Raw genomic sequence first — 16,968 nt, forward strand, 5'->3', positions numbered from 1 at the left:
TGAAATGAATGCTGCTTAGGAAGGTTAAGCCTGAATTTTTACCAAGATCAACATGAAACGAAGGACATTTTTAAGACTGTTAACCCTCTCCGGCGCGCTCTCGCCATGGGCACCGCCGCTTTTGGCAAAAGGAAAAAAGCAGCGCTATAAGGTTGCGGTCATTGATCTGATGATCCTGAAACGTCAGAAATTGAGCGCCTTACCATTGGCTAGAGAGATCGGGGCGGATGGTTTGGAACTGGATATGGGCGGGCTGGGGGACAGGCCGACGTTTGATAACAAACTGGCCGATCCGGCAATAAGAACACAATATTTAGACAAAGCTAAGGAGCTTAATCTGGAAATCTGCTCGCTGGCGATGACCGGTTTTTATTCGCAATCATTCGCCAAACGCGACGGCATTGAAAAGACGGTTGGCGATTGCATTGAAACCATGAAACAGATGGGCATCAAGACCGCTTTTCTGCCGATGGGCGTGCAGGGCGATCTGGTTAAAAATCCGGAATTGCGGCCTCAGATCATTGAGAGGCTGAAAAGCATCGCGCCCATGGCAGAGAAAGCGGGCGTTGTCATTGGCATTGAAACCGCGCTCAGTGCAGCAGAAGAGGTGAAGTTATTGGACGAAGTTGGCTCAAAAGCGATTCAGGTTTATTTCAACTTTTCCAATGCGCTGGAAGCTGGCCGGGATGTGAATGAGGAATTGAAGATTTTGGGCAAAAACCGCATTTGCCAGATTCATTGCACGGATAAGGACGGCGTTTGGCTCGAAAACAACACCCGGCTTGACATGAAAAAGGTGAAGGCAACATTGGATAAAATGGGCTGGAAAGGCTGGCTGGTGATAGAGCGCTCACGCGATGCAGCAAACCCGCGCGACGTAAAAGGGAATTTCGGCGCCAACACCAGATTCATGAAATCTATTTTCAAAATGCATAAAACGCAACCATTATGAACCTGAAATCATTCCTGCTTAGCATTGCATTGCTGACTTCCGCATTGGCAAACGCCCAAAGCAACCCTGATAACGACAAAGCTTATATCACAACTGTCACCAAGCGTTCTGATAAAATACTGGCCGGGCTGCAAATTGCTGATTCGGCGAAATACAAGCAAGTGAGGGAGATTATGGTGCAGCAATATGTTGATCTGAATGATCTTGAAAAAGATAATAATAGCGAACAGGCGGCTCAAAAGCGGACTGATCTGCACAAGCAATTCATGGCGAAACTTTCGGCTCAGCTTACGCCTGCGCAGGTCGAAAAGATCAAGGATGGCATGACTTATGGCGTTCTTCCGATCACTTACAAAGCTTATACCGACATGATCCCAACTTTGAAAGACGCTGAGAAGGCGCAGATTATGAGTTGGTTAACAGAAGCCCGGGAGCTGGCGATGGACGGCGGATCTTCCGAAGAAAAGCATAAGGTCTTTGGCAAATACAAAGGTCGCATTAATAACTATCTTTCAAGTCGGGGCTACGACATTCAGCAGGAGCGCAAAAACTGGGAAGCGCGCCAGAAAGCATCCAAATCAAACGGCTGATCCATGTCATTTTCGTCACGATGTATTTTCTTGTTTTTCGTCCATATATGCCTCATAAAGAGTGTATATGCGCAGTCATTTTCACCTGAGATATACAATGTGAAGTGGACAAGCCAGAGCAAAAATTCGGGAGAATCCATGCCATGTGGCGGCGGCGACATTGGGCTGAATGTGTGGGTTGAAAATGGGGATGTACTGTTTTATTTATCACGAAGCGGGGCATTCGATGAGAATAATATTTTCCCAAAATTAGGGCGGGTTAGGGTTCGTATATCCCCGAATCCGTTCGAAAAAGGGGCCGAATTCAGGCAAGAGTTGAAATTGCAGGAAGGATATGTTGAGATCGCCGGTAAGTCTGGAAATCAGGAAGTTATTTTAAAGGTTTGGATTGATGTTTTTAATCCGGTTGTGCATGTAGATGTATCTGGTAACAAGCCTGTTACTGTGAACGCCTGGTATGAGAGCTGGCGGACAGAAGACCGCGAAGTGCAGGCGCGGGAAAAGAATGCGAGTTCTTTCAAATGGCTGAAAGACAAAGTGATCGCCTCAAAGGACATTGTTCATACACATCAAAACGGGATTCTATTTTACCATCAAAATAAAGATTCAACCTTGTTCGATCTGGCAGTGAAACAGCAGCAGCTCGAACCTCTGAAACCGGCGTTATGGAATCCACTCAAAGGGATGGTTTATGGCGGCTGGATGCAGGGTGAAAATATGGTTCCCGACCTCGACAAAGGGAAATTGAAGGCAGTTTCCGGAAAATATGTCAATGCTCCGTTTCAGGGATTTGGTCTGAGAAGCAAGGCCGCAGCCCGAACGCATCAACTGAATGTATTTCTTCATATTGACGACAATAGCCATGTCGGAAAGTGGAAAAGCGGCTTGGCGGCCGTTGTTTCAAAAGTCAAAAAAGAAGAACAAACAGCCCGGAAGAAAACGCTGGATTGGTGGAAAGCTTATTGGCAGCGAAGCCACATTGCAGTTAATGCCAGAAAGCCGGATGCGGCTTCTCCGATTTGGCAGGTGGGGCGTAATTATCAGATTTTCAGATATATGCTGGGTTGCAATGCTTATGGCTCGTATCCCACAAAATTCAATGGCGGATTGTTCACATACGACCCCGTTTTTATCGATTCGACATTGAAATTCGGGCCGGATTACCGGAGCTGGGGCGGCGGGACATTCACGGCCCAGAACCAGCGGCTGGTTTATTGGCCGATGCTGAAAAGCGGCGATTTTGATATGATGTCATCACAATTTAATTTTTACCTGCGCACATTGGGCAATGCAGAAGCACGCACAAAACATTACTGGGGCCACAAGGGCGCCTCTTTTACGGAGCAAATTGAAAATTTCGGCTTGCCCAATTATGCAGAATACGGACAAAAACGCCCGAAGGATTTTGATCCGGGTTTGGAATACAATGCCTGGCTGGAATATCTCTGGGACACGTCGTTAGAATTTTGCCTGATGATGCTTGATATCGAGCGCTTTACGGGCTCCGACATTAGCAAATATCTTCCGCTGATCGAAAGCTGCACTGTCTTTTTTGACGAACATTATCAATATCTGGCTGAAAAACGCGGAGCGAAAAAGGTTAATCAAAACGGCCACCTCATCATTTTCCCAGGCTCGGCAGCGGAGATGTACAAAATGACTTATAACTCCGTAACAACCATTTCCGGCCTGAAAACAGTGCTTTCGCGCTTGCTTGCCCTGCCGGAAATATACGGAACACCGGATCAGCGAAAAGATTGGGAAAGCAGGCTAAGCAGGGTGCCGCCGTTAAGTTTTCGTCAAATGCAGGGACATCAGACCATTGCGCCGGCCCAAGCCTGGGAGCGGATCCAGAACACGGAGATCCCACAGCTTTACCCTGTTTTTCCTTTCAGCATGTACGGCGTTGGCCTGCCCGACCTGGAAGTGGCGGTGAACACCTGGAAATATGACACCGAAGCCATCAAAAACAGGAACTATACGAGCTGGCACCAGGACAATATTTTTTGCGCAAGACTAGGGCTGACCGAGGAAGCCGCAGCGCTTACCATCAAGAAGTTACAAGATTCTGGCCGCCGGTTTCCGGCATTCTGGGGGCCGGGCCACGACTGGGTTCCCGACCACAATTGGGGCGGTTCGGGCATGATCGGCTTGCAGGAAATGCTGATGCAAACCGTCGGCGACTCGATCCACCTTTTCCCGGCCTGGCCGCAGGACTGGGATGTGCATTTCAAGCTTCATGCGCCTCATAACACAACTGTTGAGGGAGAACTGAAAAATGGAAAGGTCCATAATTTGAAAGTGATCCCGGAGGCACGGAAAAAGGACGTGGTGATGGCCGAATGGGCGAAATCATATTGAGCGCAGTAGAGCAGTTTAGTTTTTAATTTAAATGTTTACAAATGATTTTCAGGTTCTTACAATTTTCCAAAGCAACATTACTGGCCGGGTTTGTGATCAGTCTGAGTACGACGCCGAGCCATGCGCAGGATCTGAAACTTTGGTATAAACAACCTTCCAAGCAATGGGAAGACGCCCTGCCCATTGGCAACGGAAGCCTGGCGGCGATGGTGTTTGGCGGTGTGGAAAATGAGCGGATCCAGTTCAACGAAGAGACATTATGGACCGGCGAGCCGCGGAGTTATGCGCACAAAGGCGCAAGCCAGTATTTAGCTCAGATCCGGACATTGCTGAACGAGGGTAAGCAAAAAGAAGCGGAAGCAATTGCCAGTGAGCATTTTATGGGTGTTCCGCTCCGGCAGATGGCCTATCAGGCATTCGGCGATGTGCACATTGATTTTCCTGAGCATAGGAACGCGAGTGACTATCGCCGCGAGCTGGATCTCGAAAAAGGGATTGCGCAGGTCTACTATAAGAATGGTAATGTCGGTTTCAAAAGGGAGGTTTTTGCAAGTTATCCCGCTAAGGCCATTTATATAAAACTTACAGCCGATCAAGCCGGAAAGCTAAATTTCGCCGTTCGCATGGACGCCATTCATGCGCAAAAAAACATAACCGGGCATGCCAATGAGCTGACATTGCAAGTGAAGGTTGAAAATGGTGTGCTTGAAGGCGTGGCCAAAATGAAGGTTGTTACGGATGGAAAAGTCAGTCATAAGAATGGTAAAATTAACGTTGAAAATGCCACGGCAGCAACATTAATACTTTCAGCAGCAACGAATTATGTGGATTATCAAACTGTAAGTGGAAATCCAGCTGCCAAATCAGCCGCTATCCTCAAAAATGCACCACTTGTTGATAAAGCCTTGAAAGAGCACATTGCGGATCATCAGCAGCTTTTCGGTCATTTTGCGCTGCATCTCCCTATGAAAGCCAATTCCGCATTGCCCACAGACGAGCGGCTTGTCAAATTCAAGGATAACCCGGATGATCCGGCTTTTTTGGCCTTATATGTGCAGTACGCGCGCTATTTGCTTATTGCGAGCAGTCGGCCCGGTACGCATGCGGCGAACTTGCAGGGAAAGTGGAACCACCAGCTGAAACCTTCCTGGGACAGCAAGTACACGGTGAACATTAATACGGAAATGAATTACTGGCCGGTTGAAATGGGCAATCTGCCGGAGTGTCATCAGCCGCTTTTTGCGATGATAGCCGATCTGTCCAAAACCGGCGCAGCGGTGGCAAAGGAACATTACAATGCAAATGGCTGGCTGGTGCATCACAACACGGACGTCTGGCGCGGCGCGGCGCCAATTAATGCTTCCAACCACGGAATCTGGGTCACAGGCGGTGCGTGGCTGAGCCTGCATTTGTGGGAACATTATCGTTTTACACAGGACAAAACTTTTCTCGAAAAAACAGCTTATCCGCTCATGAAAGGCGCAGCGGTGTTTTTTGTGGACTTTTTGGTCAAAGACCCAAAGACCGGCATGCTGATCAGCTCGCCTTCCAATTCACCTGAAAACGGTGGCCTCGTAGCCGGACCGACCATGGATCATCAGATAATCAGGGCCTTGTTCAAAGCGTGCCTTGAAAGTGCGGATGTGCTGAAAACAGATCAGGATTTTGCAGCCAGATTAAAGAAACTTTCCTTGCAAATCGCTCCGAATCAGGTAGGTAAGGCAGGTCAGTTACAAGAGTGGATGACCGATATTGATGATACAACGAGCCATCACCGGCATGTTTCGCATTTGTGGGGCGTGTATCCGGGCGAGGAAATCACGCCTGAAAAAACGCCTGAGCTCATTCAGGCCGCAAAGAAATCGCTCGAATTCCGCGGCGATGACGGAACTGGGTGGAGCCTTGCCTGGAAAATCAATTACTGGGCGAGATTCCTGGATGGCGAGCACGCTTACACGATGATCCGAAAGCTTTTCAACCCCATCATGGATGCGTCCGTTAAAAAGGGCGGGGGAGGTTCCTACCCCAATCTTTTCGACGCGCATCCACCGTTCCAGATCGATGGGAATTTTGGCGGAGCAGCGGGCATCCTGGAATTACTGGCGCAAAGCCATCTTGGAGAACTGCACTTATTGCCTGCTCTTCCCAAAGCATTACCCGACGGAAAAGTGTCCGGCCTGGTGGCAAGAGGTGCATTTGAAATTACCATGAAATGGAAAAACGGTCAGTTACAGCGTGTTGACGTCCTTTCGAAGGCGGGTAACCCTTGCCATGTCCGCTATGGATCCAAGCGTGTGACATTTGATACGGTGAAAGGGAAACATTATAAATTGAATGCGGATCTTCAATTACAGTAAACCTGCCCCATATTTAGCTTTACTTCCGAATGTTTTTTATTTATTTCCTTTCTGAATTTTGAATAATATGAACGGCCCATTTATACTGGCGATTGACCAAGGCACGAGCAGTACCAAAACACTCGTTTTTGATAAAATGGGCGCTGCTGTCGCACGCGGTGTGGAGGCTCTTCATACGCATTATCTGGATGGCGGGCTTGTAGAGCAGGATCCTGAGGAGATTTATCAAAATGTGCTTCTATCGGTTCGCAAGTGCCTCGCCGATTTTGAGCAAAAGGGGGGAATCATTTCTGAGATAACTGCCTGCGGGATTTCGAATCAGCGCGAGACATTCGTGTTGTGGGATGAGAATGGAAAACCTTTGTGCCCTGCCGTGGTTTGGCAATGTAAAAGGTCGGTTGCTGTTTGTGAAAAACTTAAAACGTCCGGCCTGGAAGGTGAGATCCGGGAGAAAACCGGGCTGCTGATCGATCCTTATTTCTCGGGCTCAAAAGTGATTTGGCTCAATGAGCATCATGCAGCCGTAAAAGCCACTATCGAAGCTGGAAAGGCGTTTTTCGGCACAGTTGACACTTGGTTGCTGTACAAATTAACCAGCGGTGCCGCCTATCTCACCGATCATACCAATGCCTCGCGGACCTTATTCTTCAATCTTAAAACATTGGATTGGGACCGCGACTTGCTAAGGAAATTTGATCTGCAAAACCTGCAACTTCCTGATATTCAAGCATCATCTTCATTCTTTGGCGCAATCGATTTTGAAGGATTATTGCAGACCAAGATCAATGTCACCGGTATGATCGGCGACTCACACGCCGCTGCTTTTGGAGAAGGATGTTTCGCGCCGGGCGTGGCGAAAGCAACATTGGGAACCGGTTCTTCCATCTTGATGAATATTGGAAAAGAGCCAAAATTTTCCAAAAATGGCATGGTAACGACTATTGGGTGGAGTACGGGCGATCACGTCGAATATGCACTGGAAGGCGTTATCGTCACGTGCGGTGCGACGGTTTTATGGTTGAAAAATAATCTTGGCATGTTTGGCGACATTGCAGATACGCAGGAAATGGCAAATTCGGTCCGGGATAACAATGGCGTATATCTGGTTCCGGCATTCAGCGGACTAGGCGCGCCGCACTGGGATATGAGCCGCAAAGCGTCCATCACCGGGCTGACTTTCGACTGTAATAAAAATCACGTGGTAAGGGCTGCACTGGAATCCATTCCCTATCAAATCAAGGATGTAATTACTGCTATGGAGTCGGATACGGGCATTTTGTTGCAGGAATTGAAAGTTGATGGCGGCCTCACCGCCAACACATTCGTCGTTCAGTTCCTGGCGGATCTGCTGGAAAAGCCGGTGGTGAATCTTGGCTTTCCGGAGGTTTCAGCCTTGGGTGCCGCCTATCTGGCTGGCCTGCAAGCGGGTGTATATAGGGACATTGCTTTTCTCGAAAATTTGAACACCAACCACACAATGCTGCTTCCCTCGCCTGACAATGCGATCGCACGGGCTGGCTATAAAGGTTGGCAGGAAGCGATTGGTTGACTAATATCAGCATTTTATCAATCGATGAAGCCTGTGTGCAACACACTGGCTTTTATTTTTCTTCTATTTTTCCAGACTATATTTCGATTGCACGCTCTTTTGAGAGTCAAAATGTGTGATAGGGACGGTTTTAAACAATTTTTTATCGAAATAAGACATAAATATTAGCGAATTGTTTTTTGTATGTGAAAATGTTCCTATTTTTCGTAAAAAATAGAATAAAAAAGAAAGTAAAAGAAAAACCACATATGAAGAGAACCTTACCAATCATCCTGGCATTGATACTGGCTGTGCCGGTGGTGAATGCGCAGAGTCTCGCTGTAAAAGGCAGCGTGACAGGCGTTAATGACACGGACCCTTTACCGGGTGTGAGTGTTGTGATCAAGGGGACGCAGCGGGGAACGACAACGGGCGCGGATGGAAAATTCCAGATCGAGGTGCCGAGTCAGGAAACAGTGCTGGTTTTCAGTTTCGTTGGTTATCAGTCTGTTGAAGAGACAGTTGGAAGCCGCACGGAGATTTCGGTAAAGCTGAATTCAGAAAGCAAATCATTGGAAGAAATGGTGGTGGTCGGTTATGGATCGCAAAGCAAGCGCGCTGTTACCGGGGCAGTGATTTCTATTAATTACGACAAATTCAAAGACCGCTCTTTCAGCAATGTGACGCAGTCGCTTGCCGGAACCTTGCCGGGGGTTAACATTTCCCAATCGCAAGGCGCGCCGGGCGCTTCGCCGGTGATCAAGATCCGTGGGGTCAGCTCTATTACAGCCGGCACAAACCCGCTGATCGTCGTGGACGGCGTTCCGCTTGAAAACTTCAATCTGAACCTCATTAACCCACAGGACATCGAGTCGATCGAGGTTTTGAAAGATGCTTCTTCGGCCGCGATTTATGGTTCGAGAGGTTCCAGCGGGGTGATTTTGGTTACGACCAAAATGGGCAAGCCGGGAAAAGTAAGCGTTAGCGCCAACGTGGAGTACGGATCGCAAAAAGTAGTCCGTCGCGTGAAAATGATGGACGCACAGCAATACATTGAAACCTATAAAGATGCAAAAAACAATGCGTGGATAGCGCAGGGCGGAAAGGCCAGCGACCCGAACAGTTTGCGTCCCGCAACATTAAAAATACCGGAAGACTTTACAAATAATCCGCAGCAATTCGGAAAGGGCACCAACTGGCAGGATGTCATGTTCCGCACAGCGCCGTCGTATAATGCGCAAGTGACGATTTCCGGCGGCACGGAAAAAACGCAATACATGTTTTCGGCCGCTTACCTGGATCAAACGGCTGTTTTGGATGCAAACTATTACAAACGCCTGTCCGTAAGATCTAATGTTAAAACGCAGATCAACAAGCGGTTAAGTGTCGGACTCAATCTGGGTATCACCTCTATTTTTGACCGCACGGAAGGCACGCAGGGGAAAAGCGATGTCATCAGTCTGGGTTTACAAAGCAACCCGCATTTTCCGGTTTACAATGAAAATGGCAACCTGGGGTTCCGTGATCCCAATTCAGCCTGGTTCCGGTTCACCTCATTCGGTGACATGAATTTATGGCATCCTTACTCACTTACAAGGGAAGTGGATAAGTCCAGAAAGTCGTTCAATACGCTGGCAACGGGCTTTCTGGAATATGAGATCGTGGATAATCTGAGATTCAGGACGAGCCTTAGCGGTAACCTTTACAACTCGCGCAATGCATTTTATTGGAATGATAAACAAAAATACGGTTACTCGGCGGTGCTGGCAGCGCAAGGCAATGCAGGAGACGCTTATATGTTCAACTGGCTGAGCGAAAACACATTAACCTATGAGAAAAAGATCGGAGAGCATGCATTAACGGGACTTCTGGGTTATACAAGCCAGAAACAGCGTGACGAGACCATGTATGTGGCTGCCAATAATTTCCCTAATGACCTGGTTCACACGCTCAATGCGGGAACGGTCACAGCCGGGAACACCACGGCGAGCGAATGGTCGTTGCTTTCGTATCTCGCGCGGGTGCAATATAATTTTAAGAACAAATATTTCCTGACAGGTGCGATCCGTCGCGATGGTATGTCGCGTTTTGGAGAAGACAATAAATGGGGTTACTTTCCTTCTGTATCAGCAGGTTGGCTCATTTCTGACGAGAGCTTTTTATCAGGCGTGAATGCGATCAACAGTCTGAAACTCCGCGCCAGCTACGGCGTGACCGGTAACAACCAGATCCCTAATTACGGATCGATCAGCTTGCTGGCATCGGCTCCTTATGTGAACGGCACAACGATTGCGAATGGTTTGAAAGTGAGTAACCTGGCCAACTCCGGACTGCGCTGGGAAAAGACAAACCAGTTCAATGTGGGCGTCGACCTGGCTATATTTAACAACCGGGTAAACCTATCGGCAGAATATTACAATTCGATCACCCGTGATATGCTCCTTTTCGTGCCTGTTCCCGACATTACCGGCTTTTCTTCTCAGCTCACAAACATTGGCAAGATGCGCAACCGGGGTGTTGAACTAAACATTTCCACCAAAAACCTGGCAGGTGCCGTTACCTGGACAACCGATTTCAACGTGTCCAGAAACCGCAATAAAGTGCTGCAACTGGGCCCGGGCAATGCGCCGATCCAGTATGTGGATAATGTGGTAACCGTCCGCACGGAAGTAGGGCAGCCTGTTTCGAATTTTTACGGATATGTTTTTGATGGTGTTTTCAACAACCAGGGCGAAATTGATGCTTACCCGCACCACGCCAGCACCACACCCGGCGACCCAAGGGTGCGCGACGTGAACGGAGATGGGAAAATCTCAGATGCGGACCGGACGATATTGGGCAACTACCAGCCCGATTTCACGGCCGGGATCACCAATACGGTTGGTTATAAGGGTTTTGAGCTTTCGTTTTTGTTTCAGGGATCGTTTGGCGGAGAGATTGCCAACAACAATGTGCGCTATCTGGGCACCTGGGACAATGGCCGTAATTTCTTTGAAAGCATGTACAATTACTGGCGTTCGGAAGCCCAGCCTGGCGATGGCAAACATTTCAAGCCGTCGGTAAATTATCTGGGTCTTCAAAAGCAATTCTCGTCCTACTGGGTGGAAGATGCATCTTTCGTACGGTTGCGCAATGTGCGGGTTTCCTATTCATTGCCTGCCAAATGGACCAACAAGCTCAAAATCGGCAGTGCCAGGGTCTACGTGAATGCCGAAAACGTGCATTTATTCAGCAAATACACAGGTTACGACCCAGAAAATACGACTTACGGAACGACGTCATATAGCAGCAGCATGGAAACAGCAGGCTCGTACAGCAGCGGAAATGCGCCTGTTCCGGGAGCATTCCAGGGCGTGGATTACGGATCTTATCCATTGCCAAGAACCATTACTGTAGGCATCAAAGCTGATTTCTAATGCAGCATAGCATCAGAAACTAACGAATCAATTCGCGGCTGCTGTTGCGGCGCATTCGTGGCAAACCCAAAACATTAGAAACAAAAATGAAAAATATACTAAAAATAGCCCTGGCCGCCAGCATATTGGCCACCACGTGGGGATGCAAAGACTCCTTCCTGGAACTTGCACCGATCTCAAACCCGAACGCCGAGATCTTCTATAAAACCAGAACCGATTTTGACCTCGCTACCAATGCGGCTTACAACACTTTGGTAACCGTTTATCATCCGCAGGGTCCGGTTTCCTACGCCGGTGAATTGATGGGCGACAATGTTACGATCTTTAACATTTCAGGCAACCAGGCCGACAAATGGCAGTTCCGGGATTATTCACTGGCTCCTGCGAACACAATGGTTTATCAGTTCTGGCAGGATTTCTACAAGTCGCTTTACAACATTAACATTATCCTGGACAAGATTGCTACGGCCGATATTGACGCCGCTTACAAGTCGCAGGTGCAAGGTGAGATGCTGTTTCTGCGTTCGCTATACTATTTCAATATGGTGCGGATCTGGGGTGATGTGCCGCTAGTAACCAAGCCGGTAACTGCTGCGGAAGCTTACAGCATTTTGCGTTCTCCATCGACAGAAATTTATGCGCAGATCATCAAAGACCTGAACGAAGCCAAAACAAAATTACCCGCCACTTCCAGCATTGTGGGCAGGGCAACCAAAGGCGCTGCGCAAACGCTTTTAGGCAAAATATACCTCACAGCCGGTGATAAGGCCAATGCGGCGAAAGAGCTGAAAGAGGTTTACGACAGCAAACAATATGAGCTGTTGCCTTCCTATGCTTCGCTTTGGGACGTAAAAAATAAGAATACCAAAGAATCCATCTTCGAAATCCAGTTCCTGGGAGGCAGCGCGACGAACCCTTACAGCAATTACTATCTCGAATTCTTCCCCAATTCGATCGCACTGGGCTTTTACGGAGCGGGCATGAACCAGGTCGTTGACGACATCTGGAACGAATATGAAAAAGGCGATTCCCGCAGGGAAGCCAGCATTGATACCGGTTTTGTGGATGCCAAAGGTGCTTTTACGGCTGCGAAATTTCCCAAAAAATGGACAGATAAAACGGCACCGCTTATCAATCAGAACATTGCAGCCAACAACAACTTTATCGTGCTGCGTTATGCGGATGTCCTGTTGATGCTGACAGAAGCAACGGGGGAAGTTTCCTATCTCAATGAAGTTCGTAAAAGGGCAGCATTACCGCTTTACGGAACAGCGGGTTATCCTGCCAAATACAACACCGTGGCGCTGGCACTGGAACACGAGCGCAGAATGGAGCTTGCTTTCGAATTTCACAGATGGTTTGATTTAAAGAGAACAAACCGCGCGATTCCGGTCCTGACCGCCAAAGGAAAGAATGTTTCCGAACCTAAATTACTATTGCCGATCCCGAACATTGTCCGCGATCAGAACTCTAGAATAACACAGAATGCCGGATATTAAACTGAAAATAACAACATTGGTGGCAGTCCTGTGCGTGCAGCTTTCGCACGCGCAGGACACGGTCCGTTATACGGGTAAAACTTTGGTGAATGTAGATTATCACCATGGCGCGCTCACGCCGGCGATCGGCGTCCATTCCTACCAGACATTGCGGGTTAACCGCGAAGATCCGGGCAAGGACACGGCTATAACCTGGACTTATAATCATGCACCCAATCTCGTTTATTGGAACAATACATTTTATCTCAATTACCTGAGCAATCCTGTGGGTGAGCACATTCCGCCGGGGCAAACATTACTTCAGACTTCAAAAGATGGCCTCATCTGGACGAAACCGGTTACGCTCTTTCCGCCCTATAAAATTCCCGACGGGACAAAGAAAAAGACGCATCCCGGAACGGCAAAAGACCTTTACGCAGTCATGCACCAGCGCATGGGTTTTTATGTTTCCAAAAGCAAAAAATTGCTGACGCTTGCCTATTATGGCATTGCCCTGGATGCCAAGGACGATCCCAATGATGGAAACGGGATTGGCCGGGTGGTGCGGGAAATCAAGCAGGATAGCGGTTTCGGGCCTATTTACTTCATCCGGCCTAATGCTTCCTGGAACCAAAAATCGGGTTATCCGCTGTATACGGAAAGCAAGGATAAGGAGTTTGTCAAAGCATGCGAAGAGTTGCTGGCTAATAAGCTCGTAACGCAGCAATGGGTAGAGGAAGCCGACCGCGATGATCCTTTGATCTCATTGAAAGGAGAGTATAAAGCGCTTAGTGCCTATCATTTGCCAGATGGCAGGGTGGTGGGCCTTTGGAAAAATGCCTTAACCAGCATAAGCAAAGACAATGGCGCCACTTGGCTGTACAAGCCCAGGCGTGCGCCAGGATTCGTCAATAGTAATGCTAAAATATGGGGGCAAAAAACTTCCGACGGCAAATATGCAACGGTTTACAATCCATCCGAATTCCGCTGGCCGCTCGCCATTTCGGTAAGTGATGATGGACTGAATTATAAAAATCTGCTCCTGGTAAATGGCGAGATAACGTCCATGCGTTATGGCGGCAATTACAAATCTTACGGCCCGCAATATCCGCGCGGCATCAGTGAGGGTGACGGCGGTCTAGCGAACGGGATTCCGCCGGATGGAAAGCTTTGGGTGAGTTATAGTATGAACAAAGAAGACATCTGGGTCTCATCCGTGCCTGTGCCTGTAAGGTCCGTGGCCGAGAAACACGCAACAGACCGCTTTAATGAGCTGCCAAACGGAAAGGAACTTTCGGAATGGAACATTTATAGTCCGCTTTGGGCCGCTGTCGGCATTGAAAAAGGTGCAGATAATACCAAATTCCTGTCCTTAAAAGACTCAGATCCATTTGATTATGCCAAAGCAGAACGCGTAATACCGGCTACTAAACAGCTGACTGCTGAAATTGCTGTTGAGCCAAAACAAAATGACCACGGTTTGCTGGGTATTGAGTTTCAGGATGCAAAAGGCACACCCGGGATCAGACTTTCCTTTGATTCGACGGGTAATTTCAGGGCGAAAGCAGGTTATAGGAACAAAAATCTGATGACCTATAAGCCGGGTGAAAAATACGAGATCACGGTAAGGCTCAACACGGAAACGCGGCTTTACAGCGTGACTGTCAATGGCAAAAATCTAGGCAATAACATTCTTTTTGCCCCGCTGGAATCCGTGAGCCGCATCACATTCCGGACAGGAAACACCAGACGATTCCCTAATGCCGACACGCCCACAGATCAAATGTACGACCTTCCCAATGCAGGCGGAAAAGACCGGGAAGCGGCTTATAACGTCCGATATGTAACGAGCAAGTCAGAATAACTTCTCAACGAACGAGATATGAATTTAAATAAGAGAATAATCACTACGATTTCCGCATTTTTCCTTGCACAAATGCTTTACGCACAGGATAATGCATTGGTAAACACGTCAAAAAGCTCCTTCGCCAAACTCCACGGCACCGACCTGAACGCCGTGCAATGGACACAAGGATTCTGGGCCGATCGCTTCAAAGTTTGCCGCGAAACCATGGTCCCCGAACTTTGGAAAACCTACACCGATCCGACTATCAGCCATTCTTTCCGCAACTTTGAAATTGCGGCAGGCTTGGAAAAAGGGAACTTCAAAGGGCCTTCTTTCCATGATGGTGACTTTTACAAGACATTTGAAGCCGTCGCGAGCATGTATGCGGCTACAAAGGACAAAAAGCTGGATGAAATGATGGACAAGGCCATCGCCGTTATGGCCAAGGCCCAGCGTGAGGATGGCTATATTTATACCAAAGCGATTATAGATCAAAAGAAGAGCGGCGAAGCTCAAATGTTCGCCGACAGGCTCAGTTTTGAAGCCTACAATTTTGGCCACCTGATGACCGCCGCCTGCGTACATTACCGCGCAACCGGAAAAACGTCATTGTTGAATGTTGCTAAAAAAGCAGCCGATTTTTTAATTGGTTTTTATAACACGGCCACGCCCGAGCAATCCAGAAACGCCATTTGCCCGTCACATTACATGGGTTTATCGGAGCTCTACCGCACAACGCGAGATGAAAAATACCTGACATTGGTCAAGCATCTGATCTCCATCAAAGGCGCAACCGAAGGCACCGATGACAACCAGGACCGGATCCCGTTTTTGAAACAAACCAAAGTCATGGGTCACGCCGTGCGTGCCAATTACCTGTATGCAGGCGTAGCAGATGTGTATGCCGAGACAGGTGACGCCGCGCTGCTGAAACAGCTTCACGTCATGTGGGACGATGTTACCCAGCATAAAATGTATGTTACCGGCGCCTGTGGCTCGCTTTACGACGGCGTCTCCCCGGACGGAACTTCCTATAAGCCCGACGAGGTTCAAAAAGTGCATCAGGCTTACGGCCGGGATTACCAGCTTCCCAACTACACCGCCCACAACGAAACCTGCGCGAACATTGGCAATGTGCTCTGGAACTGGCGGATGCTGCAAATCACGGGCGATGCAAAATACGCGGACATTGTAGAGCTCGCCTTATACAACAGTGTGTTGTCAGGCATTAATTTGAAGGGGGATAAATTTTTGTATACCAATCCATTAAGCTATTCCGATTCGCTTCCTTTTGCGCAACGCTGGTCGAAGGATCGGGTGAGTTATATCTCAAAATCCAATTGCTGCCCGCCTAACGTTGTGCGCACCGTTTCAGAAGTGAGCCAGTATGCTTACAGCCTGTCGGATGCAGGTGTGTTTTTTAATCTGTATGGAGGCAATAATCTGGATACAAAACTCAAATCGGGTGCATTAAAGCTGACCCAGACCACGGATTATCCCTGGGACGGAAAGGTGAATATAACTTTGCAAGCAGCACCCAAAGACCCGTTTACCATGTCTTTCCGCATTCCCGGCTGGTGCAGCAATGCGAAGATATTGGTAAACGGAAAAGCGCACAACAGCAGGCTGGTTTCAGGAACTTACGCAGAAATCAAAGGCAATTGGAAAGCAGGCGACAAGATCGAAATAATGCTTCCTATGCCTGTAAAACTGATCGAATCAAACCCATTGGTGGAGGAAACACGCAACCAGATCGCCGTGAAGCGCGGCCCGGTTGTGTATTGTCTGGAATCGGTGGATTTGCCCAAAGGAAGAACCATTTTCGACGTGGCCATCAGTGTAAAAAATAATTTAAAACCGACACCATTAACCATTGAAAACAGCCCGGTTATGAGCCTGCAAGGCGATGCCATGCTGGTGGATAAAACGGATTGGACCAGAAAACTATACCGGGAAGTTTCCACAGAAACACCAAAAACAATCCCCGTCCGCCTGGTCCCATATTACGCCTGGGGCAACCGCGGGCACAATGATATGTCGGTCTGGCTGCCGCTGGCGCGGTAAAAGCAGCTAGGCATTATCCAGCAGAAAGCCCGGGTCAACACCCAGTTTTTGGTATACGGCTTTCAAAAAAGGAACGTCCGGCTCGCGCTTGCCATTCAGGATCTGGGAAAGCTTAGGCTTCCCCAGCCCAAGCATATCCGCCAGCGCCGCCTGTGTCAATTTCAGCTGAAAGCGCTTTAATTCAACCATTTCGGGGATGGTTTTGGGAATAGGGAAAGGGTAATAAGTTTTTTCAAATGCTTGAATAGCCAGCGCAAGCGACTCAATCATTTCGGCTTCCTGATCAGAGATATGGTCTTCACCTTTTTTCATCAGAACATCAAGATCATGCAAAGCATGCTGATATTCAAGCTCGGTTTTTAATTTTTTCATAACG

The 16,968-nt window shown here is 48.3% G+C and carries 10 protein-coding genes; 9 read left to right on the forward strand and 1 reads right to left on the reverse strand.

Annotated elements, in window-relative coordinates:
- Positions 1-52: 52 nt before the first annotated feature.
- The 9 genes from NFI80_RS04355 (at position 53) to NFI80_RS04395 (ending at position 16,592) form a co-directional block, all read left to right on the forward strand.
- Entirely contained in the window at positions 53-952 is a 900-nt protein-coding gene (locus tag NFI80_RS04355) for a sugar phosphate isomerase/epimerase family protein (RefSeq protein ID WP_235164770.1), read from the forward strand.
- The gene (locus NFI80_RS04360) at positions 949-1,542 is read left to right on the forward strand and encodes a DUF3826 domain-containing protein (protein WP_235164769.1); all 594 of its coding nucleotides are present in this window, start codon (positions 949-951) and stop codon (positions 1,540-1,542) included. Before NFI80_RS04355 ends, NFI80_RS04360 begins: the two co-directional genes overlap by 4 nt.
- 99 nt (positions 1,543-1,641) lie before the next feature.
- Positions 1,642-3,903 carry a DUF5703 domain-containing protein gene (locus NFI80_RS04365; RefSeq protein ID WP_235164768.1) on the forward strand — a complete coding sequence of 754 codons (2,262 nt, stop codon included), beginning with the start codon at positions 1,642-1,644 and terminating at the stop codon, positions 3,901-3,903.
- A 41-nt stretch (positions 3,904-3,944) separates the two neighbouring features.
- Positions 3,945-6,260, forward strand: coding sequence for a glycoside hydrolase family 95 protein (locus NFI80_RS04370; RefSeq protein WP_235164767.1), 2,316 nt, complete (start codon positions 3,945-3,947; stop codon positions 6,258-6,260).
- A 67-nt stretch (positions 6,261-6,327) separates the two neighbouring features.
- Complete coding sequence (locus tag NFI80_RS04375; RefSeq protein ID WP_235164766.1) at positions 6,328-7,809, forward strand: FGGY family carbohydrate kinase; 1,482 nt, start codon at positions 6,328-6,330, stop codon at positions 7,807-7,809.
- Between the two features lie 248 nt (positions 7,810-8,057).
- Complete coding sequence (locus tag NFI80_RS04380) at positions 8,058-11,204, forward strand: SusC/RagA family TonB-linked outer membrane protein (RefSeq protein WP_235164765.1); 3,147 nt, start codon at positions 8,058-8,060, stop codon at positions 11,202-11,204.
- Between the two features lie 86 nt (positions 11,205-11,290).
- The gene (locus tag NFI80_RS04385) at positions 11,291-12,703 is read left to right on the forward strand and encodes a RagB/SusD family nutrient uptake outer membrane protein (RefSeq protein ID WP_235164764.1); all 1,413 of its coding nucleotides are present in this window, start codon (positions 11,291-11,293) and stop codon (positions 12,701-12,703) included.
- Entirely contained in the window at positions 12,690-14,546 is a 1,857-nt protein-coding gene (locus NFI80_RS04390; protein ID WP_235164763.1) for an exo-alpha-sialidase, read from the forward strand. The genes NFI80_RS04385 and NFI80_RS04390 overlap by 14 nt, the downstream gene beginning before the upstream one ends.
- Positions 14,547-14,564: 18 nt before the next feature.
- Positions 14,565-16,592: an aceric acid hydrolase gene (locus tag NFI80_RS04395; RefSeq protein WP_235164762.1), complete on the forward strand. Its 2,028-nt coding sequence runs from the start codon at positions 14,565-14,567 to the stop codon at positions 16,590-16,592.
- Between the two features lie 6 nt (positions 16,593-16,598).
- Here the strand turns inward: NFI80_RS04395 and NFI80_RS04400 are convergent, their stop codons facing one another.
- Positions 16,599-16,964: a helix-turn-helix domain-containing protein gene (locus NFI80_RS04400; protein ID WP_233797953.1), complete on the reverse strand. Its 366-nt coding sequence runs from the start codon at positions 16,962-16,964 to the stop codon at positions 16,599-16,601.
- Positions 16,965-16,968: the final 4 nt, after the last annotated feature.

The organism is Dyadobacter chenhuakuii, from assembly GCF_023821985.2.
GTDB lineage: Bacteria > Bacteroidota > Bacteroidia > Cytophagales > Spirosomataceae > Dyadobacter > Dyadobacter chenhuakuii.

Excerpts from the sequence above, each read along its gene's own strand:
- NFI80_RS04355 (WP_235164770.1), top strand. The coding sequence starts at position 53 with ATGAAACGAAGGACATTTTTAAGACTGTTAACCCTCTCCGGCGCGCTC.
- NFI80_RS04360 (WP_235164769.1), top strand. The coding sequence starts at position 949 with ATGAACCTGAAATCATTCCTGCTTAGCATTGCATTGCTGACTTCCGCA.
- NFI80_RS04370 (WP_235164767.1), top strand. The coding sequence starts at position 3,945 with ATGATTTTCAGGTTCTTACAATTTTCCAAAGCAACATTACTGGCCGGG.
- NFI80_RS04375 (WP_235164766.1), top strand. The coding sequence starts at position 6,328 with ATGAACGGCCCATTTATACTGGCGATTGACCAAGGCACGAGCAGTACC.
- NFI80_RS04380 (WP_235164765.1), top strand. The coding sequence starts at position 8,058 with ATGAAGAGAACCTTACCAATCATCCTGGCATTGATACTGGCTGTGCCG.
- NFI80_RS04385 (WP_235164764.1), top strand. The coding sequence starts at position 11,291 with ATGAAAAATATACTAAAAATAGCCCTGGCCGCCAGCATATTGGCCACC.
- NFI80_RS04390 (WP_235164763.1), top strand. The coding sequence starts at position 12,690 with ATGCCGGATATTAAACTGAAAATAACAACATTGGTGGCAGTCCTGTGC.
- NFI80_RS04395 (WP_235164762.1), top strand. The coding sequence starts at position 14,565 with ATGAATTTAAATAAGAGAATAATCACTACGATTTCCGCATTTTTCCTT.
- NFI80_RS04400 (WP_233797953.1), bottom strand. The coding sequence starts at position 16,964 with ATGAAAAAATTAAAAACCGAGCTTGAATATCAGCATGCTTTGCATGAT.